The sequence below is a fragment of the Duganella alba genome, from assembly GCF_009674495.1.
Taxonomy (GTDB): domain Bacteria; phylum Pseudomonadota; class Gammaproteobacteria; order Burkholderiales; family Burkholderiaceae_D; genus Rugamonas; species Rugamonas alba.
In genome coordinates this window covers 67,085-87,209 of record NZ_WKJN01000004.1, presented here as the reverse complement: position 1 = coordinate 87,209, position 20,125 = coordinate 67,085, and the positions used below count along the sequence as shown (strand labels likewise).

The 20,125-nt window shown below is 63.6% G+C and carries 22 protein-coding genes; 10 read left to right on the top strand and 12 right to left on the bottom strand.

Going from position 1 to position 20,125, the window contains the following annotated elements:
• Nucleotides 1-8 precede the first annotated feature (8 nt).
• From GJ695_RS05180 to GJ695_RS05170, 3 genes are read right to left on the bottom strand one after another with little or no spacing between them, the layout of a single operon-like run.
• Nucleotides 9-701: a methionine ABC transporter permease gene (locus GJ695_RS05180; RefSeq protein ID WP_208023402.1), complete on the bottom strand. Its 693-nt coding sequence runs from the start codon at nucleotides 699-701 to the stop codon at nucleotides 9-11.
• Entirely contained in the window at nucleotides 694-1,503 is an 810-nt protein-coding gene (locus GJ695_RS05175) for a methionine ABC transporter ATP-binding protein (protein ID WP_154362565.1), read from the bottom strand. The genes GJ695_RS05180 and GJ695_RS05175 overlap by 8 nt, the downstream gene beginning before the upstream one ends.
• Nucleotides 1,504-1,510: 7 nt before the next feature.
• Nucleotides 1,511-2,707, bottom strand: a complete 1,197-nt coding sequence (locus GJ695_RS05170) for an acyl-CoA dehydrogenase family protein (RefSeq protein ID WP_154362563.1) — start codon at nucleotides 2,705-2,707, stop codon at nucleotides 1,511-1,513.
• Between the two features lie 196 nt (nucleotides 2,708-2,903).
• Between GJ695_RS05170 and ssuE the strand changes: the two genes are divergently transcribed.
• The 7 genes from ssuE (at nucleotide 2,904) to GJ695_RS05135 (ending at nucleotide 9,873) form a co-directional block, all read left to right on the top strand.
• On the top strand, nucleotides 2,904-3,491 hold the full coding sequence (gene ssuE, locus GJ695_RS05165) for an NADPH-dependent FMN reductase (protein ID WP_154362561.1): 588 nt from the start codon (nucleotides 2,904-2,906) through the stop codon (nucleotides 3,489-3,491).
• A 9-nt stretch (nucleotides 3,492-3,500) separates the two neighbouring features.
• On the top strand, nucleotides 3,501-4,493 hold the full coding sequence (locus GJ695_RS05160) for a sulfonate ABC transporter substrate-binding protein (protein ID WP_154362559.1): 993 nt from the start codon (nucleotides 3,501-3,503) through the stop codon (nucleotides 4,491-4,493).
• A gap of 16 nt (nucleotides 4,494-4,509) precedes the next feature.
• Nucleotides 4,510-5,655 (top strand): FMNH2-dependent alkanesulfonate monooxygenase, encoded by a 1,146-nt coding sequence (ssuD, locus tag GJ695_RS05155; RefSeq protein WP_208023405.1) that lies wholly within the window; start codon nucleotides 4,510-4,512, stop codon nucleotides 5,653-5,655.
• Entirely contained in the window at nucleotides 5,656-6,414 is a 759-nt protein-coding gene (gene ssuC, locus GJ695_RS05150) for an aliphatic sulfonate ABC transporter permease SsuC (protein WP_154362555.1), read from the top strand.
• Nucleotides 6,415-6,423: 9 nt separating this feature from the next.
• Nucleotides 6,424-7,239 carry an ATP-binding cassette domain-containing protein gene (locus tag GJ695_RS05145; RefSeq protein ID WP_154362553.1) on the top strand — a complete coding sequence of 272 codons (816 nt, stop codon included), beginning with the start codon at nucleotides 6,424-6,426 and terminating at the stop codon, nucleotides 7,237-7,239.
• Nucleotides 7,240-7,457: 218 nt separating this feature from the next.
• Nucleotides 7,458-8,024, top strand: a complete 567-nt coding sequence (locus GJ695_RS05140) for a YceI family protein (RefSeq protein ID WP_154362550.1) — start codon at nucleotides 7,458-7,460, stop codon at nucleotides 8,022-8,024.
• A gap of 88 nt (nucleotides 8,025-8,112) precedes the next feature.
• The gene (locus GJ695_RS05135; protein ID WP_154362549.1) at nucleotides 8,113-9,873 is read left to right on the top strand and encodes an amidohydrolase; all 1,761 of its coding nucleotides are present in this window, start codon (nucleotides 8,113-8,115) and stop codon (nucleotides 9,871-9,873) included.
• Between the two features lie 57 nt (nucleotides 9,874-9,930).
• On the opposite strand, the gene GJ695_RS05130 is transcribed toward GJ695_RS05135, so the two are convergent.
• A complete protein-coding gene (locus tag GJ695_RS05130; protein ID WP_154362547.1) occupies nucleotides 9,931-10,518 on the bottom strand; it encodes a chromate transporter in 588 nt (195 codons plus the stop codon).
• Complete coding sequence (locus GJ695_RS05125) at nucleotides 10,515-11,087, bottom strand: chromate transporter (protein ID WP_154362545.1); 573 nt, start codon at nucleotides 11,085-11,087, stop codon at nucleotides 10,515-10,517. Before GJ695_RS05125 ends, GJ695_RS05130 begins: the two co-directional genes overlap by 4 nt.
• 131 nt (nucleotides 11,088-11,218) lie before the next feature.
• Between GJ695_RS05125 and GJ695_RS05120 the strand changes: the two genes are divergently transcribed.
• The gene (locus GJ695_RS05120) at nucleotides 11,219-11,446 is read left to right on the top strand and encodes a hypothetical protein (RefSeq protein ID WP_229260472.1); all 228 of its coding nucleotides are present in this window, start codon (nucleotides 11,219-11,221) and stop codon (nucleotides 11,444-11,446) included.
• Nucleotides 11,447-11,701: 255 nt separating this feature from the next.
• Here the strand turns inward: GJ695_RS05120 and GJ695_RS05115 are convergent, their stop codons facing one another.
• From GJ695_RS05115 to GJ695_RS05110, 3 genes are all read right to left on the bottom strand, one after another.
• Nucleotides 11,702-12,595 carry a PAS domain-containing protein gene (locus tag GJ695_RS05115; RefSeq protein WP_154362543.1) on the bottom strand — a complete coding sequence of 298 codons (894 nt, stop codon included), beginning with the start codon at nucleotides 12,593-12,595 and terminating at the stop codon, nucleotides 11,702-11,704.
• Between the two features lie 67 nt (nucleotides 12,596-12,662).
• Nucleotides 12,663-12,878, bottom strand: a complete 216-nt coding sequence (locus GJ695_RS29565; RefSeq protein ID WP_166455391.1) for a hypothetical protein — start codon at nucleotides 12,876-12,878, stop codon at nucleotides 12,663-12,665.
• A 41-nt stretch (nucleotides 12,879-12,919) separates the two neighbouring features.
• The gene (locus tag GJ695_RS05110) at nucleotides 12,920-13,282 is read right to left on the bottom strand and encodes a hypothetical protein (RefSeq protein ID WP_154362541.1); all 363 of its coding nucleotides are present in this window, start codon (nucleotides 13,280-13,282) and stop codon (nucleotides 12,920-12,922) included.
• A gap of 153 nt (nucleotides 13,283-13,435) precedes the next feature.
• On the opposite strand from GJ695_RS05110, the gene GJ695_RS30445 reads away from it, so the two are divergent.
• A complete protein-coding gene (locus GJ695_RS30445) occupies nucleotides 13,436-16,450 on the top strand; it encodes a sensor histidine kinase (RefSeq protein WP_154362539.1) in 3,015 nt (1,004 codons plus the stop codon).
• A 17-nt stretch (nucleotides 16,451-16,467) separates the two neighbouring features.
• Here GJ695_RS30445 and GJ695_RS05100 read toward each other — a convergent pair whose 3' ends face one another.
• A complete protein-coding gene (locus tag GJ695_RS05100) occupies nucleotides 16,468-16,839 on the bottom strand; it encodes a hypothetical protein (RefSeq protein ID WP_154362537.1) in 372 nt (123 codons plus the stop codon).
• A 135-nt stretch (nucleotides 16,840-16,974) separates the two neighbouring features.
• Here GJ695_RS05100 and GJ695_RS05095 point away from each other — a divergent pair, with 135 nt between their 5' ends.
• On the top strand, nucleotides 16,975-17,661 hold the full coding sequence (locus tag GJ695_RS05095; protein ID WP_154362535.1) for a hydrolase: 687 nt from the start codon (nucleotides 16,975-16,977) through the stop codon (nucleotides 17,659-17,661).
• A gap of 1 nt (nucleotide 17,662) precedes the next feature.
• Here the strand turns inward: GJ695_RS05095 and GJ695_RS05090 are convergent, their stop codons facing one another.
• The 3 genes from GJ695_RS05090 to GJ695_RS05080 all read right to left on the bottom strand — a co-directional run bounded on the left by GJ695_RS05090 (nucleotide 17,663) and on the right by GJ695_RS05080 (nucleotide 20,081).
• Nucleotides 17,663-18,286, bottom strand: a complete 624-nt coding sequence (locus GJ695_RS05090) for a response regulator (RefSeq protein ID WP_154362533.1) — start codon at nucleotides 18,284-18,286, stop codon at nucleotides 17,663-17,665.
• Nucleotides 18,265-19,002 carry a sensor histidine kinase gene (locus tag GJ695_RS05085; RefSeq protein ID WP_154362530.1) on the bottom strand — a complete coding sequence of 246 codons (738 nt, stop codon included), beginning with the start codon at nucleotides 19,000-19,002 and terminating at the stop codon, nucleotides 18,265-18,267. The genes GJ695_RS05090 and GJ695_RS05085 overlap by 22 nt, the downstream gene beginning before the upstream one ends.
• A gap of 116 nt (nucleotides 19,003-19,118) precedes the next feature.
• Complete coding sequence (locus GJ695_RS05080; RefSeq protein ID WP_154362528.1) at nucleotides 19,119-20,081, bottom strand: MBL fold metallo-hydrolase; 963 nt, start codon at nucleotides 20,079-20,081, stop codon at nucleotides 19,119-19,121.
• Nucleotides 20,082-20,125: the final 44 nt, after the last annotated feature.

Genomic DNA, 20,125 nt, shown 5'->3' with positions numbered 1-20,125 from the left:
TACTTCCTTTAGCGTTTATCTATTTTTTTGGCGATGCGGTTGCCGGCGAACTGGATCACCTGCACCATGAGGATCAGGATGGCGACGGTGGCGACCATGATGTCGGTTTCGAAGCGGTAGTAGCCGTAGCGGATGGCGAGGTCGCCGATGCCGCCGCCGCCCACCACGCCGGCCACGGCGGAGTAGGACAGGAAGCTGATCGACAGCACGGTCAGCGCCAGCACCAGGCCGGAGCGGGCTTCCACCAGGAGCACGCGCAGGATGATTTGCAGTTCCGACGCGCCCATGGCGTGGGCGGCTTCGATGACGCCGCGCGGGACTTCGCGCAGGTTCTGCTCCACCAGACGGGCGAAGTAGGGGATGGCGGCGAACGACAGCGGCACGGCGGCGGCCAGCGGGCCGATGGAGGTGCCGGCGATCGCGCGCGTGAACGGCACCAGCGCCACCAACAGGATGATGAAGGGGAATGACCGGACGGTGTTCACCAGCCAGCCGAGTACCAGCGCGGCAGGGCGGTTTTGCAGGGATTGGCCGTCGGCGACCAGGAACAGCACGATGCCAAGCGGCCCGCCGATCAGGATCGCGGCGGACAGGCCGATGCCGAGCATGACCAGCGTCTGGCCGAGGGCTTCCCACATTTCAGGCAGCATGGCGAAGATGGCGTTGGCCGAGGCACCAAGCGCGGAGAGGAGTTCAGACATGGGCGGTCTCCAGTGGCGCGATGGCGGCGATGGCGTTGGCGGCGCTCGCGCGGGTGGCGACGGCGGCGGCCAGTTCTCGGCCCAGGGCGGTGTGGCGCGGAGCGGTGAGGCTGGTGGCGTTGTCGAGGGCGAATTGTTCGGCGATGGCGCCGTTTTCGATGACGGCGACGTGGTCGCAGATCGCGCCGATCACGTCCAGCTCATGACTGACGATGACGATGGTGACGTCAAGCCGGTGATTGATATCCTTCAGCGTCGTCAGCAGCGCGCGCGTGGTTTCCGCGTCCAGCGCCGATGTCGGCTCGTCGCACAGCAGCACCGCCGGCCTGCTGGCCAGCGCGCGGGCGATGGCGACACGCTGTTTCTGCCCGCCCGACAGCTGCGCCGGATAACTATCAGCCTTGTCGGACAGGCCGACAAGTTCCAGGCAATCGCTGACGCGCGCGGCGATCTGCTGCTTGCTTTGCCCGCCATGAATATGCAGCGGGAAGGCGACGTTATCGGAAACGGTCGCATTCTGCAGCAGATTAAACTGCTGGAAGATCATGCCGATATTGGCGCGCGCATCGCGCAAATCGCGCTTGGACAGCGACGTCAGCTCGCGGCCATCAACCGTGACCGCGCCATGGTCCGGCCGCTCCAGCAGATTAATCAACCGCAGCAGCGTGGACTTGCCGGCGCCGCTCTTGCCGATCAGGCCAAAGATATCGCCTTGGGCCACATCCAGCGACACATCGCGCACCGCATGAAAGTCGCCGAAGGATTTGCTCGCATGCTCGATGCGAATCAGGGGAGTAGTCATTGAAAAATCAGGAATAGGCAGTAGGTTCAGGCAGCGTGCCGTCGAGCGCATAACGTCCGAGGTCGCGGATTTTGTAATCGACCGGATCGTGCAAGGTGTGCACGCGCACGTTGCGCCAGAACCGGTCGTAGCCGAATTTGGCGGAGGTCGAGCGTGCGCCGGTCAGCTCGAAGATCTCGCTGCTGACGTCCACGCCGGCCGTATGCGCCAGCACCTTGGCCTCGGCTACCGACACCGCCAGCTCGCCGCGCTGCTGCGCGGTGACAGCCGCGCCCAGACGAAACAGGCGATCAAGCTCCTGCGCCGCATGGTTCGCCAGCACGGCGGCCGGCCGCAGCTTGAGCCACAACTGGCCGAAGCGATGCTGGATCAGCGGATCGGCGCCAGCCTTTTCCACGCCGGACGCAAACCAGGGCCGCGCCTCCTGCGCGAGGTAGGCGCGCGCAGCCTCGAACGCGCCTTCGCCGATGCCGAGATAGAGATTCGCCATCATCAGCTGCGCCACCTGCGAGCGCAGCGAGGCCTGCGCCGTCGGCTTGACGCCCGGCGCCTGCAACACCTGTGTCGACGGCAGCGACACCTGATTGAAGTGGACGTTGCCGCTGTCGGTCTGCCTCTGGCCGAAGGCGTCCCAGTCCGCCTGCACGGCCACGCCATGCTGGCGCGTCGGCACCACGCCGATCAAGGCGCTTTGCGACGGTTCATGCCAGGCCGAGATGGTCAGCCAGTCCGAACCCACCGAGCCGGAAGAAAAACTCTTCACCCCATCGAGCTGGAAGCCATAGTCGGCATCGGTCGCGATGGTGCGCTTGTCGAGCGGATTGAGGGCGTTACCCCAGAACAGATTCTGCTCCACCGTCTGCGTCAGGAAGCGGCGCTGCTGCTGCGCGCTGCCGTACAGCTGGATGCCGGCCAGTTGCAGATGATGGAAGCCAAAGATGTGCGCCAGCGCGCTGTCGGCGCGGGCCAGGATGCGGATCACCTGATAGACCGTCGGCCAGTCCGCGCCCTGGCCGCCATAGGCAGCCGGGATGGACACGGTAAGCAGGCCGGATTCGCGTATCCATTCGCGTTCCTGTGCTGCGTGGCCGCCTGCCTGGTCGCGCGCATTGGCGCCGGCGGCCAGCCGCTGCGCCAGTTCGGCCGCGACGAGAAGCGGATCCTGCGCAGGATGGTGCGACGGTTTGAGTAAGGCATTAGACATGGTATGTCCACTAGAGAGAGGAATCGGTCCTGCCAGTATGAAGACCGTTCCAAAGTCAGTACACGAAGAAATCCGGCTTTCCTTATGCGGAAAAATCATGCAATGGATTTTGCATATCGAAGCGTAAAACTATTCGTTTTGAAATCAATCGTGCGGATTTATGCTGAACGCCACCATCAAAATCAGGGGACAGACCATGAGCATTCTTCTCATCAGCGGCAGCCCGGCAGCGCCGTCGAGTACCGGCCGTTTGCTGGATCACGTCGGCGACAAACTGGCCGCGCTCGGCCACCGTCACAGCAAACTGCTGGTGCGCGACCTGCCGGCGAAAGCCTTGCTGCATGCGGATTTTGCCGACCTGGCCCTGAAGCGCGCGGTGGATGCCGTCGCCGAGGCGGATGCGATCGTGATCGCCACGCCGATTTACAAGGCGTCCTACACCGGCGTGCTGAAAGCCTTCCTCGATCTGCTGCCGCAGGACGGCCTGAAGGACAAGCTGGTGCTGCCGCTGGCCACCGGCGGCAGCCAGTCGCACATGCTGGCGCTGGACTATGCGTTGCGCCCGGTGCTGCATGCGCTGGATGCGCGCCAGGTCTTCACCAGTATTTACGCCACCTCGCAGCAGTTGACGTGGAACGACGTCAGCGGCCTGACCGTCGATCCGGCGATCGCCTGGCGTGTGCAGGCTGGCGTGGATGCGCTGTCGGCATGCCTGAACGCGCTGCGCCAGCAGCAGGACGAGGTGTTTGTGACGCAGGCGCAGCCTGTGCGTCTGGCGCGATAAGGAGTGTTTATGAGTATCGAACAGAAACGCGCATCGCGCCGCCACACCCTGGGCCTGCTGTTTGCGGCCGGCGTGATGGCGGCCGGCGCAGGCCAGTCGCAGGCGCAGACGCAGACGCCGGCCAGGCAGGAAGTGCGCATCGGCTACCAGAAGTACGGCACGCTGACGCTGCTGAAAGGCCGCGGCACGCTGGAGCAGCGTCTGGCCTCGCGCAACGTTACGGTGAAGTGGACGGAGTTCCCGGCCGGCCCGCAGCTGCTGGAAGGCCTGAACGTCGGCAGCGTGGACTTCGGTACGGTCGGCGAAGCGCCGCCGATCTTTGCGCAGGCGGCTGGCGCCAACCTGGTTTATGTCGGCAACGAGCCACCGTCGCCGGGCAGCGAAGCCATCGTCGTGCACAAGGATTCCAGGCTGCGCAGCCTCGCTGATTTAAAAGGAAAAAAGGTGGTGCTGAACAAAGGCTCCAACGTCCACTACCTGCTGGTGAAGGCGCTGGAGAAGGCGGGCCTGGGCTACAAGGATATCGAAGTGGTGTACCTGCCGCCAGCCGATGCGCGCGCCGCGTTTGAGCGTGGCAGTGTCGATGCATGGGCGATATGGGATCCGTTCCTGGCCGCCGCCGAAAAGCAGCTGAACGCGCGCGTGCTGGCCGACGGCAAAGGACTGGTGGCCAATCACCAGTTCTACCTGGCTGCGCGCCCGTATGCCGAGAAGAACAGCGATGTGGTGCGCATCGTGCTGGAAGAAATCGCCAAGGTCGACGAGTGGGGCGCGAGGAATCCGAAGGAAGTCGCCGCCATTTTGGCGTCGCAAACCGGGCTGGATGTGGACATCGTGGCGCTGGCCGCTTCGCGCTACAGCTACGGCGTCAAGCCGATCAGCGTCGACGTGCTGGATCAACAGCAAAAAGTCGCCGACGCTTTCTCGAATCTGAAACTGATCCCGAAACCGATCGCGGTCAAGGATGCAACCCTGCCGGCCAAACAGCTGGCGGCGCAATAAGGAAGTCAAGATGTCCCTGAATCTGTTCTGGTTTATCCCGACCCACGGCGACAGCCGCTACCTCGGCACCTCCAAGGGTGCACGCGCCATCGACGCCAACTACCTGAAGCAGGTGGCGGTGGCCGCCGACACGCTGGGCTACGACGGCGTGCTGCTGCCGACCGGCCGTTCCTGCGAAGACGCATGGGTGGTCGCCTCGTCGCTGATCCACGTCACGCAAAACCTCAAGTTCCTGGTGGCGATCCGTCCCGGCCTGACCACGCCCGGTCTGGCGGTGCGCATGGCGTCGACCTTTGACCGCCTGTCCAATGGCCGACTGCTGATCAATGTAGTCACCGGCGGCGACCAGGGCGAGCTGGAAGCCGACGGCCTGTATGCCGACCACGCCAAGCGCTACGAAATCTCGGATGAATTCATCCGCGTGTGGCGCGCATCGCTGGCGGGCGAGGGCGGCGACAAGGGCTATGATTTCGACGGCAAGCATATCAAGGTGAAGGGCGCCAAGACGCTGTATCCGCCGGTGCAGAAACCGCATCCGCCGCTGTATTTCGGCGGTTCGTCGGAACCGGCGCACGAACTGGCGGCCGAGCAGATGGACGTCTACCTGACCTGGGGTGAACCGCCGGCCGCCGTGGCCGAGAAGCTGGACGACATCCGCGCGCGCGCCGCCAAACGTGGCCGCACCGTCAAATTCGGCATCCGCCTGCACGTCATCGTCCGCGAGACGAATGAGGAAGCATGGCGTGCCGCCGATGAGCTGATCAGCAATCTGGACGACGAAGTGATCGCCAAGGCGCAGGCCTCGTTCGCCAAAATGGATTCGGTCGGACAGCAACGCATGGCAGCTTTGCACGGCGGACGCCGCGACAAGCTCGAAGTATCGCCCAACCTCTGGGCCGGCGTGGGACTGGTGCGTGGTGGCGCCGGGACCGCGCTGGTGGGCGACCCCGAAACCGTGGCTGCGCGTATCAAGGAATACGCCGACCTGGGTATCGAGACTTTTATCTTCTCGGGCTATCCGCACCTGGAAGAATCGTATCGCTTCGCGGAACTGGTGTTCCCGCTGCTGGGCAAGGGCAAGGACCACGGCGAGCAATCGCTGACCGGTCCATTCGGCGAAATCATGGCCAGCGATATCCTGCCCAAGAAGAAGGCCGCATAGATGAAGAAGCAAAGCGCATGGACGCCGTGGGTGCTGCCGGTGCTGCTGATCGCGGTGTGGCAGGTGTCGTCGCAACTGGGCTGGCTGTCCAGCCGCATCCTGCCGGAGCCGTGGGCGGTGGCGAAAGCCTTCTGGACGCTGGCGGTATCGGGCGAGCTGTGGGTGCATCTGCGTACCAGCTTGTGGCGCGCGACCTCCGGATTTGCCATCGGCGCCAGTCTGGGCCTGCTGCTCGGGCTGTTGACCGGCAGCTTCCGCCGTGCCGAAACGTTGCTGGATACGACGTTGCAAATGGTTCGCAATATTCCGGCGCTGGCGCTGATACCGCTGGTGATCCTTTGGTTCGGCATCGATGAAACGGCCAAGCTGTTCCTGCTGGCGGTGGGCGTGTTCTTTCCGGTGTATCTGAATACCTTCCACGGCATCCGTTCGGCGGACCAGGGCTTGATCGAGATGGCGCGCAGCTATGGCCTGTCCGGCTGGCCGCTGTACCGCGATGTGATCCTGCCGGCGGCGCTGCCGTCCATCCTGGTCGGCGTGCGTTTTTCGCTGGGGCTGGTGTGGGTGCTGCTGATTGTGGCGGAAACCATTTCGGCGCAAGCGGGCATCGGCTACATGACCATGAATGCGCGCGAGTTCCTGCAAACCGATGTGGTGCTGGTCGGGATTCTGTTGTACGCCTTGCTGGGCAAGGCGGCTGATCTGGTGTCGCGCGGTCTGGAAAAGCACTTCCTGCGCTGGAACCCGGCTTACCGTTAAGGAGATCCCATGCATATTTCTACCGCTTTGTTCGATACGGGCGCATTGCCGCGCGAGAGCGCGACCTGGACCTCGGCGCCACCGGCGCGCCGCCAGGGTGTGGCGCTGAATCTGGAGAGCGTCAGCAAATCCTTCGGCACGCGCCAGGTGCTGCACGATGTGCAGCTGGAGCTGCGTCCGGGCGAGTTTGTCGCCATCGTCGGCCGCAGCGGCTGCGGCAAGAGCACGCTGCTGCGCGCGATCGCCGGGCTGGAGACGGCCGATCAGGGCAGCATCAGGATCGGTACGGGCAGCATCGCCTCCAGCATCCGCATCATGTTCCAGGAAGCGCGCCTGCTGCCTTGGAAGACGGTGCTGGAGAACGTGGCGCTTGGGTTGCCACGTTCGCTGAACGCGGCGGCGGCCACGCTGGCCACGGTTGGCCTGGCGGAGCGCGCCGATGATTGGCCGGCCGAGCTGTCCGGCGGCCAGCGACAGCGCGTCGCGTTGGCGCGGGCCTTGCTGCATGAGCCGCAATTGCTGCTGCTCGATGAACCGCTCGGCGCGCTGGATGCGTTGACGCGCATCGAGATGCAGCAGCTGATTGAGTCGCTGTGGATTTCGCGCGGCTTCACCGCGGTGCTGGTCACGCATGATGTGCAGGAGGCGCTGGCCTTGGCTGACCGCGTGGTGCTGATCGAGGATGGCCGTATTACTCTGGATATGAAGGTTGAGCTGCCGCGTCCGCGTGCTCGGGGGAATGCGGCGTTTGCTGCGCTGGAGCAGCGTCTGCTGGGCCGGATTTTGAATCAAACGCCTGTCTCCGACGCTGCGATCGCGGCGTAATCTCCTCTGCATGGGTTCCCGCCTGCGCGGGAACGACTCACCGGTCTAAGTCTTTCGGTAGATTCCCTTCGCCTTTCGTTCCGTTATGATAACGCTACGCTGATATGATCGATTTTATCGATAGTAAAGCGGTAAATTTTTCGTTTTACAACTTTAGATGTCGCGAGCATAATCGTCCTCACTCGAACAATCTTGTTCACCACATTAGGAGTTTCTAAATGAAAAAAATTGTTGCCCTGCTGATCGCCGCCGGTGTTTCCCTGTCCGCTTTCGCTGCCCCTGATACCTTCGTCTCCGACGTCAACCACACCTTCTCCAGCTTTGGTTACAGCCACTTCGGTTTCAGCAACCAGCAAAGCCGCTTCAACAGCACCACCGCCAAGGTAACGCTGGACCGCGCTGCCAAGACCGGTTCGGTAGAAGCAACGATCGATGCCAAATCCGTGGACACCGGCTCGAAACTGTTCGACGGCCACATCCAGGGCGAACAATTCCTGGACACCGCCAAGTTCCCGACCATCACCTACAAGTCGACCAAAGTCAACTTCAAAGGCGACGTGCCATCGACCGTGGACGGCAACCTGACCATCAAGGGCGTGACCAAGCCAGTGACCCTGACCATCACCAACTTCAAGTGCGCTGAACACCCAATGGCCAAGAAACTGGCTTGCGGCGCCAACGCCACCGCCACCATCAAGCGTACCGAATTCAACGCAGGCGCCTACGCTCCTAACGTTGGCGATGAAGTGACCCTGAGCTTCGCTATCGAAGCAATCAAAGAGTAATCCGGAGAACTGAGCTGGCCTCAATTCTCTGACACGGCCGGCGCGAACCCTTCGGATCGCGCCGGTTTTTTTATTTTTAGGAGTCGTTATGAAATTGACCCAGCTCGCCTTCGCGGCAGCAATCGCCTGCGCGCTTCCCGCGCACGCAACCGACCTGATCATCACCAATGGCAAGGTCGCCACCATGAGCAAAGAGGGCGCCTTCGCGCAAGCCCTGGCCATCAAGGATGGCAAGATCGAGGCCGTGGGCAGCAACGCCCAGATCCTCAAGCTCAAATCCTCCACCACGCAAGTGATCGACGCAGCCGGCAAGACCGTCATTCCCGGCCTGAACGACTCGCACCTGCACATCATCCGCGAAGGCCTGAACTACAACGCCGAACTGCGCTGGGATGGCGTGACCTCGCTGAAGAAAGCGCTGCAGATGCTCAAGGAGCAGGCCGCGCGCACGCCCGATGGCGCCTGGATCAAGGTAGTGGGCGGCTGGAACGAATACCAGTTTGAAGAAAAGCGCCTGCCGACGCTGGAAGAAATCAATGCGGCGGTGCCGGACAAGCCGGTGTTCATCCTCTACCTGTACGGCCTGGGCTACCTGAACCAGAAGGGCATCGCCACGCTGGGCTATAACGCCGACACCAAGTTCAAGGATGGCGTGGTGGAGCTGGGCGCGGACGGCAAGCCGACCGGCATGCTGATCGCCAAGCCGAATGCGGCCATCCTGTACGGCACGCTGGCCAAGACCAATGTGCTGCCGCGCGATGAGCAACTGAACTCGACGCAGCAGTATTACACCGAACTGAACCGCCTAGGCCTGACCAGCGCCATCGACGCCGGCGGCGGCGGCCAGGCCTATCCGGACGATTATGCGGTGAGCCTGGAACTGGCCAGGAACGGCAAGCTGACGGTCCGCACCTCCTACTACCTGTTCGCGCAGAAGCCGGGCAAGGAACTGGAAGACTACCAGCGCTGGCTGACGCAGACCCATCCCGACAAGAATGATCACCTGTTCTACGCCAACGGCTACAACACCGAGGGCGGCGGCGAGAACCTGGTGTGGAGCGCGGCCGACTTCGAGAACTTCCTGGAGCCGCGTCCGGACATGCCGCACGAGATGGAAGGCGAGCTGGAGCCGGTACTGCGCCTGCTGATCAAGAACCGCTGGCCGTTCCGCATCCACGCCACGTATGACGAGAGCATCGACCGCGACCTGGCGGTGATCGAAAAAGTCAATAAAGACACGCCGCTGAACGGCCTGCGCTGGTTCTTCGACCACGCCGAAACCATCAGCGACAAGCAGCTGGCGCGCGTGAAGGCGCTGGGCGGCGGCATCGCGGTGCAGAACCGCATGTACTTCCAGGGCGAGCTGTACTGGAAGCAGTACGGCGCGCAGACCCGCCAGATGCCGCCGATTAAGAAGATGCTGGAGATGAAGATTCCGGTCGGTTTGGGCACGGATGGCACGCGCGTATCGAGCTACGGACCGTGGCCGTCGATTTACTGGGCGGTGAGCGGCAAGACGGCGGGCGGACTGGAGATCTGGCAGCGGAAGGACGTGTTGAGCCGGTATCAGGCGCTGAAGCTGATGACGCAGGGTAGCGCGTGGATGAGCGGCGAAGAAAAGCTGAAAGGCACGCTAACCAAGGGCCAGTACGCGGACCTGGTGATCCTGCCGCAGGACTACTTCACGATGGACGTGGAGCAGATCAAGAACCTGGAATCCAGCCTGACGATCGTCAATGGCAAAGTCGTCTACGCCGCGCCGGAGTACGAACAATACGGACCATCGAAACCCGGGGTGGCGCCAGACTGGAGCCCGGTAAAATACTACGGCGGTTATCAGAACAAGTAAAACCCGGCCCCCGGCGGCGGCCCGGGGTCAGACCCCGCAGGGGTCTGACCCCTCCGGCTAAAGGGGTAAAAACCAGCCAATAACAGCCCCCGCCGCCAGCAGCCAGAGCAAGTGGATGCGCGTCCGCCAGATCAGCAACCCCGCCACCAGCGAAATCACCCACAGCGGCCAGTCGGTGGCGGCATCGCCGCCGGCCGCCGCCAGTATCAGCCCAACCGACACCATCAATCCCACCACCACCGGCGCCATGCCCTGCTTGAACGCGCGCACGCCCACCAGGTCGCGGTTCTGATGCCCCCAGCGCGCCGCAAAATAGGTCAGGGTCGTGCTGGGAATCAGAATCCCCAGCATGGTCACCGCCACACCGGCCAGCGCCGCCGCATAGCTGCCCGCATTCAATCCCACGTTCCAGCCCATCAAGGCCACGAACAGCACGTTCGGCCCCGGCGCCGCCTGCGCAATCGCCATCGAATTATTGAACTGCGCCTGCGTCAGCCAGTGATGTTCGACCACCAGATAACGGTGCATCTCGGTCGACGTCGAAATCGCGCCGCCGATCGACAGCAGCGACAGCAGCAGGTAATGCCCGAACAGGCCCAGCCAGTCGGCCAAGGTCAACACGATATGGAGCGGCGCCTCGTTCATGCGGCTGCGCCTTTCAGCTTACGCCAGGTGAGGGCAAAGCTCACCCCGCCCAGGATCAGCAGCGTATAGCCCAGCGGCAGATGCAGCGCCAGCCCGAAGACCATGCACAGCAGCACAATCAGCCCGGTCTGCCAACCCGGCAGCGGATGCTTGCGCAGCGCCGCGCCCAGCTTGACGCCGGTGGCCGCGATCAGCCCGGCCGTGACCGCCGCCATGCCGCGCAGCGCGCCGGCCACGCCCGGATGGTTGCCGTACTGCGCATACAGCAGCGCCAGGCCCAGCACCACCAGCAGCGGCACGCACAGCATGCCGGCCAGCGCGCTCAGGGCGCCGCGCAGGCCGAAGTAGCGGCCGCCGATCATCAGCGAAATATTGACCACGTTGGGACCGGGCAGGATCTGCGCGACCGCCCAGTCTTCCAGAAACTCTTCCGGCGTCAGCCATTTCTTGCGTTCCACCATCTCACGTTGCACCACGGCCAGTACGCCGCCGAAGCCTTGCAGCGCAAGCAGGGTGAAGGAGATGAACAAATCGAGCAGGGAAGATGGGCGCGGGCGGTCGGGGTTCATGCCACATTATAGAACGGAAGGTTTTAATTGCGGAATGATAGGAGGCTGACATTGACTTTGTCCGAGTGTCGGCCATACTCCCTGAGCGCATCGACGATCGGGGTGGCAGCCCCTCACTTTCACGAAGGATCATGATGAACGTCTCGCTAGTCCAGAGCCTGGAATTCGCCCCGCCGGTCACCTTATTCCAGCCCCGCCACGACGAGGAGTGCAGCGCGGTGGTCAACCGCGGCATCCTGGTGCAGTCCAGTTTCAACACCGTGTGTGCGATCGAATACCTGAAATCGCATAACGTCGATCCCAAGGTGATTGAACGGGTGCTATTGCATCCCGATCAGCGGCGAAAAGCCGCCCACTGATATACCGCCCCCACGTTTACTTATACACAAATCATGTTGGCAAGAATTTTTTTGAAAACTTTTTGCGTTACAATCCGTGATAATGTAAGTCATTGATTTTTAAGGATATTGGTTTTGCCTGTTGGATGTGCAGTTTGTAGAAAACCGCGCCGTTACAGGCTGTATCCGTTGTCAATGGGGGGCTATCCACATAGTTATGCACAGGATTTGTGGATATCCGGAAAAAGGCTTATGTTTCCGTAACTTAAGCGAAACTTAAAGCGGAATCTTGAGCGCCTGCAACACGCTGCCGATGATGATGGCGCCGCCATCGTCGCCGGTGGCGGTGACGCGCAGGCGGACTTCCTGGCCGTCGCGGCGCCAGGTGGTGATGACGTCAGTCCATGCCTCCCCATCTTTCAACGCCTGCAGCGCATCGGCCAGCTGGTCCTGCGGATAGGGCGGGGCATGCAGCAGGCGCGCGTCGGCTCCCTGCAGTTCCTCGCGGCTGTACTGGAACACGGTGCAGAACTTGTCGTTGACGGTGACGATGTGGCCGCGCGCATCGAGCGTGGCGATCACGGCGTGCTGGTCGACGGCCGCCAGCAGCTTGCGCGCCTGGTCCAGCTCGTTTTGCAGGGCGACGCTGCGGCGATGCGCCTCCTCCAGCCCGGCATACGCGCGCAGCGAGGAAATCACGGTGGTGAACAGCTTGCGCGTGGTCAGGTCGGTCTTGCACCAGAAATCGTTGATGTCGTAATCGAGGATGATGCTGTGTTCCAGCGCCTGGCCCGGCTGGCCGGTGCGCAGCACGATGCGCACCAGGTTGTTGTGCAGGCTGTCGCGGATCTGGCGCGCCACGTGCAGGCCGGCGTCGCTGGTTTCCATGATGACGTCCAGCAACACCAGCGCGATGTCCGGCGTGTTGCGCAGCACGTTGAGGGCTTCCTCGCCGCTGTAGGCATGCAGGAAGCTGAGCCGGCGGCCCTGGAAGCAGGCGTTGCTCAGCGAGAATTTGGTGACCACGTGGACATCCACATCATCATCCACGATCAGCACCCGCCATGGCGGCGGCGCCGGGGCTGCATTGGCGCCGCCCTGGCGCGGCTGGCTGTTGGGCTGCGCCTCGTCTTCTATCATCCAATCGGTATCGTCGTCGTTCTGATTCATGCAGGTTCCCATGGTAAGTCGAACTGGCCGAACTCCAGAGTGACACTATTCCTCGCCAGCACTTTTGTCAAAGGATTCCCAGTGCTGCGCAACAACGGTGTCCTGCTTCCCACTTATGCACAAAAATTATTTTTTCAAGATGGCGGAAAAATCGCGTGCGCCGACTTTTAACATTTCCTAAGTCTTTGATTTTATGAAGGAAAAATTCTGCCTGTGGATTAGGCATTTTGTTGAAAAGCCCGTCGTTAAAGGCGTTCTCGGCTGTCAAGTGGCGGTTATTCACACCCTTATCCACAGTTGGTGTGGATATCTGAAAAAACCACTTTAAATACGCTGGCTTATGCCTTTTTGCTGAGAAAATGCTTGCGCTACATCTTCGGAGAGATGGCGGCTGATCAGGATAAGGAAAACCACCAGCGCATGCAAGGCCAGCGCGAAGGTCACGGCGGCGTTGGCCTGGTCGCCGGCCACCGCGGTGTAGGCCAGCAGCGCGAGCGCCGGCGACAGGCCGTTGCGGTCGGCCTTGAGCAGCTGCCGGGCGTCGAAACGGGCCCAGGTCAGAACGCCGATGCCGAACAGCAGCCAGCCGGCGGCCTGGTAGTCGAGGCTGCCCAATACGATGGCGGCCAGCAGGGCGATGGCGCTGACAGGCAGTGGCAGGGAGTGAAGGCGGGCTTTGATGGTCATGATGGTGCTCTCTTAATCTGTGGAACGTGTGACCAGATTAGCGGCTGCACGACGATTGGTAAATTTTATTGTATCTATCAAACTGATAGGTTTTTATATTTTTGCTTTTTAGTCTATGATACAGACTCATTAATGACCTGATTGTTACCTCCCGTGAGTCGCCGCATAATCCTGTTGTTGCTGGTGTTGGCCTGCATCGCGCCGCGCGCCTGGGCACTGGACAGCAAGGTTGCACTCAGCGATTACCATCATGACATCTGGACCGGCAAGGACGGCGCGCCAGGGGAAATCGCCGCCATGGCGCAAACCGCCGACGGCTGGCTGTGGATCGGCAGCAGCACCGGCCTGTACCGCTTTGACGGCTTCCGTTTCCAGCGCTTCGAAACGCTGCCCGGCGCGGCGATGCCCGCCAGGCCCATCACGGCGCTGAAGGCGCTGCGCAACGGCGACCTGCTGATCGGCTACATCTTTGGCGGCGTCAGCCGGCTGAGCAAGGGCCGCCTCACGCATTACCCCTCGCATATCGGCCGCGACCTGATTCCCGGCGTGATCAATGTCATCGCCGATGACGACGGCGTGGTGTGGGCCGCCACCAACGGCGGCCTGCTGCAACTGAAACAGGGGGAATGGCGCAATGTCGGCGCCGCGATGGGCTTGCCGCGCGGCCGGGTCTCCAACATCCTGATCGACCAGTACCGGCAAATCTGGCTGGCGGCCGGCGACCAGTTGATGGTGCTGGCGCATGGCGCGCAGCGTTTCCGTTCGGTGCTCCGCGGTTACAACACCACCAATCTGAGCGCGTCGCCGGACGGCCGCCTGTGGCTCGACTCGCACGACAAGCTGACGCCGGTGCCGGCCCAGCAGCCGGGACAGCAACTGCCGCGTCCGCAGTGGATGGCGCTGGGCGAAGGGCAGGAGGACGGCCTGTTCGACCGCGACGGCAATTACTGGGCGCTCAACTGTCCCGGCGTCTGCCGCACCGACGGCGTCGGCCGCCAGCCCGGCGGCGTGTTCACGCCCACCGGCAAGCCGGACAGCCGGCTCGATCAGGCCTGGCAGGTCAGCAACCTGACCGGCAACGTGCTGTTTGAAGACCGCGACGGCAGCATCTGGGTCGGCACCCAGGCCGGCGTCGAACGTTTCCGCCAGAACCGCCTGTTCCAGGTGAAGCTGTCCGGGGGCGAGCGCTTCTTCACCTTTGCCCGCGACGAGGCGGGGCGGGTGCTGGTGCTGGCCAGGCCCAACAATGAATTGTGGCGGCTGAACGCCGACGGCTCGACCGAGCTGCTGGAGCGCGGCACGGAAACGGAGTTCGGCGCGCTGGCCAACAGCGCCGACGGCGGCCTGCTCAAGGCCGGGCCGCACGACATCGAACGCCGTCACGGCAAGACGGTCGAGCGCATTGCCTATCCGCCCGGCCTCGAAGAGCACGGCGTCGTCAATGCCGTGCGCATGGTGGACGACGGCAAGGGCCTGTGGCTGTCCGTGACGCGGCGCGGACTGTTCCGCTGGCAGGACGGCCGCTGGATGTCGCAGGCCGAGCTCGGCATACCGACCGTGGTGGCGTATGCCGCGCCGGGCGCGCCGGGCGCCATGTGGTTCGGTTATAACGACGGCACGCTGCTGTACTACGACCAGGGCCGCATCACCCGCTATGCGCCGCATGAGGAAGGCGACATCGGCGCCATCACCTTCGTGCGTGGCGGTCCGGAAGTGGTGGTGGGCGGCAATGCCGGCGTGGTGGTGTTGCAGGGCGGGCAGTTCCGCCGGCTCCATGCCCAGGACCCGGATGTGCTGGCGCGCGTGTCGGGCATGGCGATCTCGGCCAATGGCGACCGCTGGTTCAACGGCAGCAAGGGCGTGGTGCACGTGCGCGCCGTCGACTGGCGGAGCGCGCTGGACAATCCGGAACTGCCCCTCAAGTATGCGCTGTACGGCGCGCTGGACGGTTATCCGGGCTTTGCCTCCATCACCAACCATGTGCCGAGCGCGGTGGCCGATGCCGAGGGGCAGCTATGGTTTGCCGGCACCAACGGCATCGCCCGGCTCGACAGCACGCGCGCCTACCCCTTGCCGCATCCGCCACAGGTCAAGATCGAAACGCTGGTGGCGCAGGGCAAGCGCTACCTGGCGCTGGACCAGCCGGTGCTGCTGGCGCCCGGCACCACCTCGCTGCGCATCGAATACACGGCGCTCAGCTACACCATGCCCGAAGGCCTGCGCTTCCGCTACCAGCTGGAAGGCGTCGATACGGACTGGCAAGATGCCGGCGCGCGCCGCGCCGTTTCCTATACCAACCTGGGGCCGGGCGATTACCGTTTCCGCGTGGCGGCGGTGAACCAGTTCGGCCAGTGGAACGACCAGGCAGCCGTGATCGCGGTGCGCATCCTGCCGACCTTCCGGCAGACGCCGCTGTTCTATCTGCTGTGCATCGCGGTGCTGGCCGGCGCGGCGTATCTGCTGTACCGCGTATGGCTGAACCAGGCGACGCTGCGCCTGGCCACCCGCACGGCCGAGCGCGAGCGCATCGCCCGCGCGCTGCACGACAGCTTCCTGCAAAGCGTGCACGGCCTGACGCTGAGCTTCCAGTCGGCGCTGGGTGGCCTGGCGCCCGACTCGCCGGCGCGGCGCAAGATCGAACGCGTGCTGCTGATGGCGGACAAGGTGATGGAAGAGGGGCGCGACGAATTGCAGGATCTGCGTTCCGGCGCCATGGGCGACGGCGACCTGGCGCGCGGCCTGATGCTGGTGGGCGAGGTGCTGGAGGAAAGCCATCGCGCCGTGTTCAGCCTGCGCACGCAGGGCAAGCCGCGTGCGCTGGACGAACAGGTGGCGTGCGAAGTCTACAGCATCGCCCGCGAGGCGCTGATCAACGCCTTCCGCCATGCGGATGCGGCGTCGGTGCAGGTGGAGCTTGAGTACGGCGCCGCCCAGTTCATCGTGCAGGTGCTGGACGACGGCAAGGGCATCGATCCGGAGGTGGCGCGGCACGGCAGTTCCGGGCGCTGGGGCCTGACCGGCCTGTTCGAGCGCGCCGGCCGCATCGGCAGCCAGGCGACGCTGGAGAACCGCGCCAGCGGCGGCACCTGCATGCGGCTGGTGGTGCCGGCGGCGTGCGCCTACGCCGGCCAGGCGCGCTGGAAACGGTATATACCCTGGTTCAAATGAGCCGGCGCCGAAGCGGCCTAGATCTTCGCCAGCAACTGGCGCACGTTGCCGTGGGCCATCACCAGTTCCGGGCCGTCGTGCAGCAGCGCGTTGTACTTGGTGCGGAACTCCTGGTCGCCTTCCTCGCACGGGCCGATCAGCATTTCCAGCGACTGGCGGAACGCCTTGGCTTCCTCCACCGTGACCGGCTCCTTGTCGTCAAGCCGCTCGTCGATCTGCGTCATCAGGCCGGACAATTTTTGCAGCCAGGCGAAATGCGGGTGGTTGGTGATCAGCTGCAAATGCTCGAGCGGACTGCCGACCGCGCCGAAGTACTGGGTCTCCAGATTGATCAGCTGCTTGTGCAGGTCGCGCAGGCCGCGCGTGAGGGCGGTAAGTTGTTCGTTCATGGCAAGTCCATAGTCAATCGTAAGCGACAGCTTAACAGAGCCGGGGACCGGGCAAAGCCTATATTTAGATGAGTGGTGCTGGTGGCCGCCAAACCCTAAGATGAAGGTTCCTTTTTACACCACTTGGAACCCATCATGAGCAATCCCAAACTAGAAGTCCTGACCCCGCAAAACAGCCAGCTGATCTTCATCGATCACCAGCCGCAAATGGCCTTCGGCGTCCAGTCGATCGACCGCCAGGTGCTGAAAAACAATACCGTTGCGCTGGCCAAGGCGGCCAAGGTGTTCAACATCCCGACCACCATCACCACCGTGGAAACCGAAGCCTTCTCGGGCCACACCTACCCGGAACTGCTGGACGTCTTCCCGGACAAGGAAATCCTGGAACGTTCGTCGATGAATTCGTGGGACGACCAGAAAGTGCGCGACGCACTGAAAGCCAATGGCAAGAAAAAAGTCGTCGTGGCCGGCCTGTGGACCGAAGTCTGCAACACCACCTTCGCCCTGTGCGCGATGCTGGAAGGCGACTACGAAATCTACATGGTGTCCGACGCTTCCGGCGGCACCTCGAAAGAAGCGCACGACCAGGCCATGGCGCGCATGATCCAGGCCGGCGTGGTGCCGGTGACCTGGCAGCAAGTCATGCTGGAATGGCAGCGCGACTGGGCCCGCCGCGAGACCTATGATGGCGTGATGGCCATCGCCAAGGAACACTCGGGCGCCTACGGCATGGGCGTGGACTACGCCTACACCATGGTGCACAAGGCGCCGGAACGCACCAGCAGCGTCCACAAGATCCTGCCGGCCGTTCCTGCCAAGTAATCTAGAAGACGCTGAGCAAGCCGCGCCGGGCCGCCACTGTGGCGGCTTCGGTGCGGCTTGCCACGTTGAGCTTGGCCAAAATATTGTTGACGTGGAATTTGACGGTGCCGACCTCGATGTCGGCGCTGCGCGCGATCATCTTGTTGCTCTTGCCGGTGGCGAGATGGGCGAGGATTTCCAGTTCGCGCCGCGACAGCTGGCTGGTGCCCTTGCGTTCGGCCAGCTTGCTGGCCACTTCGGCCGGCAGGAATTGCTGGCCGCTGGCAACGGTGCGCAGGCAATCGACCAGCTGGCCGGTGTCGGCGTCTTTCAGCAGATAGGCCTTGGCGCCGGCGCGCAGGCCGCGGTAGACGTCTTCATCGCCCTGGTAGGTGGTGAGGATGACGATGCTGGCGCTGGCGTCCCAGGCGCGGATCTGCTCGATGGCCTCGACGCCGTTCAGGCGCGGCATGCTGAGGTCCATGATGACCACGTCCGGGCGGTGCTGGCGATACAGGTCGACCGCCTGCTGGCCGTCGGTGGCCTGCGCCGCCAGGTGGAACTCGGGCATGGCGCTGATCAGCGCGCTCAGGCCTGCCAGTATCAGGGGGTGATCGTCCGCGATCAGGATCGAGATGGGGTCCATAAGGTGTACTCCTTGAAGCTGAGGTGAAAAACGGCGCCGTGCGGCCGGGCGTCGCCGCTCCGGAGGCAGCCGCCGTGGGCCTGGGCAATGCTGCGGCAAATGGCCAGGCCCATGCCGGTGCCGCCCGGCTTGGTGGAAAACAGGGGATCGAAGATGCGTTCGGCCAGCGCCGCCGGAATGCCGGCGCCGTTGTCGGCCACGCTGACGCACAGCGCGCCGCCGTCGATCGCGGTGCGCAGGGCCAGCGTGCGCGGCCGGTCGTGGATGTCCTTCAGCGCCTCGATGGCGTTCAGGACCAGGTTCATGATGACTTGCATCAGCTGCACCCGGTCGGCGTTGAGCTGGTAGTCCGGGCCGTAGTCTTCGGTGACGCCGATGCATTGCAGGCGCAGCTCGGCGCGCAGCAGTTGCAGCACGTCGCGCACCACGTCGTTGACGACGAAGGTGGCGCGTTGCGGCGCGGTCTGGCAGGCCATGCCGTGCAGGCTGCGCACCATGCCGGTTGCGGCCATGCTTGCTTCCAGTACGATGCGCAGGGCGGCGCGGGCTTCTTCCAGGCGTGGCGGGTCCTGGTCCAGCCATTGCAGGCCGGCGCGCGCGTTGAGCGTGATGGCGGCCAGCGGCTGCTTGACTTCATGCGCGATGGAGGCGGCAAATTCGCCGAGGGCGTTCAGACGCGCGGGTCGCAGGTCGGGAGTGGGCTTGATGCTTGCCATGCTGCATATCCGGTGGTTGACTTCAGCACAGATGATGCAGCATGGGGCGATTTGGCGAAATACGGCAGATTTGTAAGAAGCGACACACCCGATAGGGTTAGTCGCCGCTAACCGGCTTATCGCTGGTTTGCCGGTGTCTCGTCATAATTGAGCGGCAGCCATTCGTATTCGCCCTTGTGCAGGCGCACATGGCCCAGGCCCGGGAAGGCGATGTGGGCCGCGCCGATCATCAGCTGCTTGCCGGTGACCAGCTCCAGCAGCCTGGCGCGGGTGCCCTGCGCGTCGGGTTCGCTGCTGTCGTACTTGAGGGTGGCGCTCGGATGCGGGAACTGGATGCCGGCCACGTGGACGATGTCGCCCCAGATCAGCAGCTGCTGCGACTTGCTTTGCACCAGGTAGGCGGCGTGGCCCGGCGTGTGGCCGGGCGCCGGCAGCGCTTCGATGCCCGGTTCCAGCGGCCCGAAATCCTTGTACGGCTGGTAGCGGCCGGCGGCCTGGTACGGCGCCACGGCGGCTTGCGCGGCGTCGAAGAAGGTCGACAGGAACTCCGGCGCCTTGGCCTTGTTGGCCGGCGTCAGCCAGTAATCGGCTTCCGCCTGCGACAGGCGCAGCACGGCGTTGGGGAAGGCGGCGGCGTTGTTCTGCATGATGCCGCCCGCGTGGTCCTTGTGCAGGTGGGTCAGCAGCACCTCATCGACCTGCTCCGGCTGATAGCCGGCGGCGCGCAGATGCGCCATCAGCTTGCCGCAGCACGGGCCGTACAGCGCGCCGGCGCCGGCGTCCACCAGGATCAGCTTGCTGCCGGTATTGATCAGGAAGGCATTGATCGAGCCCTGCACCGGCAGCTTGAGGTCGACATCGGCCAGATCCTGGATGGCTTGCGGCTGCGTGATATTGGTCATCACCGTATCGACCGGGAACGGATGCGTGCCGTCGGACAACGCGGTGATCTGGAAATCGCCCAGCATGATGCGGTAATAGCCGGGCGCCTGCGCAGTCGCCATCGGCGCGGCCGCTTGGGCGAGGCTGGCGCAGGCCAGCAGGAGGGCGGCCAGCAGGCGGCGCGGGAATGCAAACATGGTAACTCCAGTATGAGGCGGTAAAGCGGCAATACTAGCCCCTG

Bases quoted from the DNA above. Each gene is read 5' to 3' on its own strand.
- GJ695_RS05180 (WP_208023402.1), bottom strand. From the start codon at position 701: ATGTCTGAACTCCTCTCCGCGCTTGGTGCCTCGGCCAACGCCATCTTC.
- GJ695_RS05175 (WP_154362565.1), bottom strand. From the start codon at position 1,503: ATGACTACTCCCCTGATTCGCATCGAGCATGCGAGCAAATCCTTCGGC.
- GJ695_RS05170 (WP_154362563.1), bottom strand. From the start codon at position 2,707: ATGTCTAATGCCTTACTCAAACCGTCGCACCATCCTGCGCAGGATCCG.
- ssuE (WP_154362561.1), top strand. From the start codon at position 2,904: ATGAGCATTCTTCTCATCAGCGGCAGCCCGGCAGCGCCGTCGAGTACC.
- GJ695_RS05160 (WP_154362559.1), top strand. From the start codon at position 3,501: ATGAGTATCGAACAGAAACGCGCATCGCGCCGCCACACCCTGGGCCTG.
- ssuC (WP_154362555.1), top strand. From the start codon at position 5,656: ATGAAGAAGCAAAGCGCATGGACGCCGTGGGTGCTGCCGGTGCTGCTG.
- GJ695_RS05145 (WP_154362553.1), top strand. From the start codon at position 6,424: ATGCATATTTCTACCGCTTTGTTCGATACGGGCGCATTGCCGCGCGAG.
- GJ695_RS05140 (WP_154362550.1), top strand. From the start codon at position 7,458: ATGAAAAAAATTGTTGCCCTGCTGATCGCCGCCGGTGTTTCCCTGTCC.
- GJ695_RS05135 (WP_154362549.1), top strand. From the start codon at position 8,113: ATGAAATTGACCCAGCTCGCCTTCGCGGCAGCAATCGCCTGCGCGCTT.
- GJ695_RS05130 (WP_154362547.1), bottom strand. From the start codon at position 10,518: ATGAACGAGGCGCCGCTCCATATCGTGTTGACCTTGGCCGACTGGCTG.
- GJ695_RS05125 (WP_154362545.1), bottom strand. From the start codon at position 11,087: ATGAACCCCGACCGCCCGCGCCCATCTTCCCTGCTCGATTTGTTCATC.
- GJ695_RS05120 (WP_229260472.1), top strand. From the start codon at position 11,219: ATGATGAACGTCTCGCTAGTCCAGAGCCTGGAATTCGCCCCGCCGGTC.
- GJ695_RS05115 (WP_154362543.1), bottom strand. From the start codon at position 12,595: ATGAATCAGAACGACGACGATACCGATTGGATGATAGAAGACGAGGCG.
- GJ695_RS05110 (WP_154362541.1), bottom strand. From the start codon at position 13,282: ATGACCATCAAAGCCCGCCTTCACTCCCTGCCACTGCCTGTCAGCGCC.
- GJ695_RS05100 (WP_154362537.1), bottom strand. From the start codon at position 16,839: ATGAACGAACAACTTACCGCCCTCACGCGCGGCCTGCGCGACCTGCAC.
- GJ695_RS05095 (WP_154362535.1), top strand. From the start codon at position 16,975: ATGAGCAATCCCAAACTAGAAGTCCTGACCCCGCAAAACAGCCAGCTG.
- GJ695_RS05090 (WP_154362533.1), bottom strand. From the start codon at position 18,286: ATGGACCCCATCTCGATCCTGATCGCGGACGATCACCCCCTGATACTG.
- GJ695_RS05085 (WP_154362530.1), bottom strand. From the start codon at position 19,002: ATGGCAAGCATCAAGCCCACTCCCGACCTGCGACCCGCGCGTCTGAAC.
- GJ695_RS05080 (WP_154362528.1), bottom strand. From the start codon at position 20,081: ATGTTTGCATTCCCGCGCCGCCTGCTGGCCGCCCTCCTGCTGGCCTGC.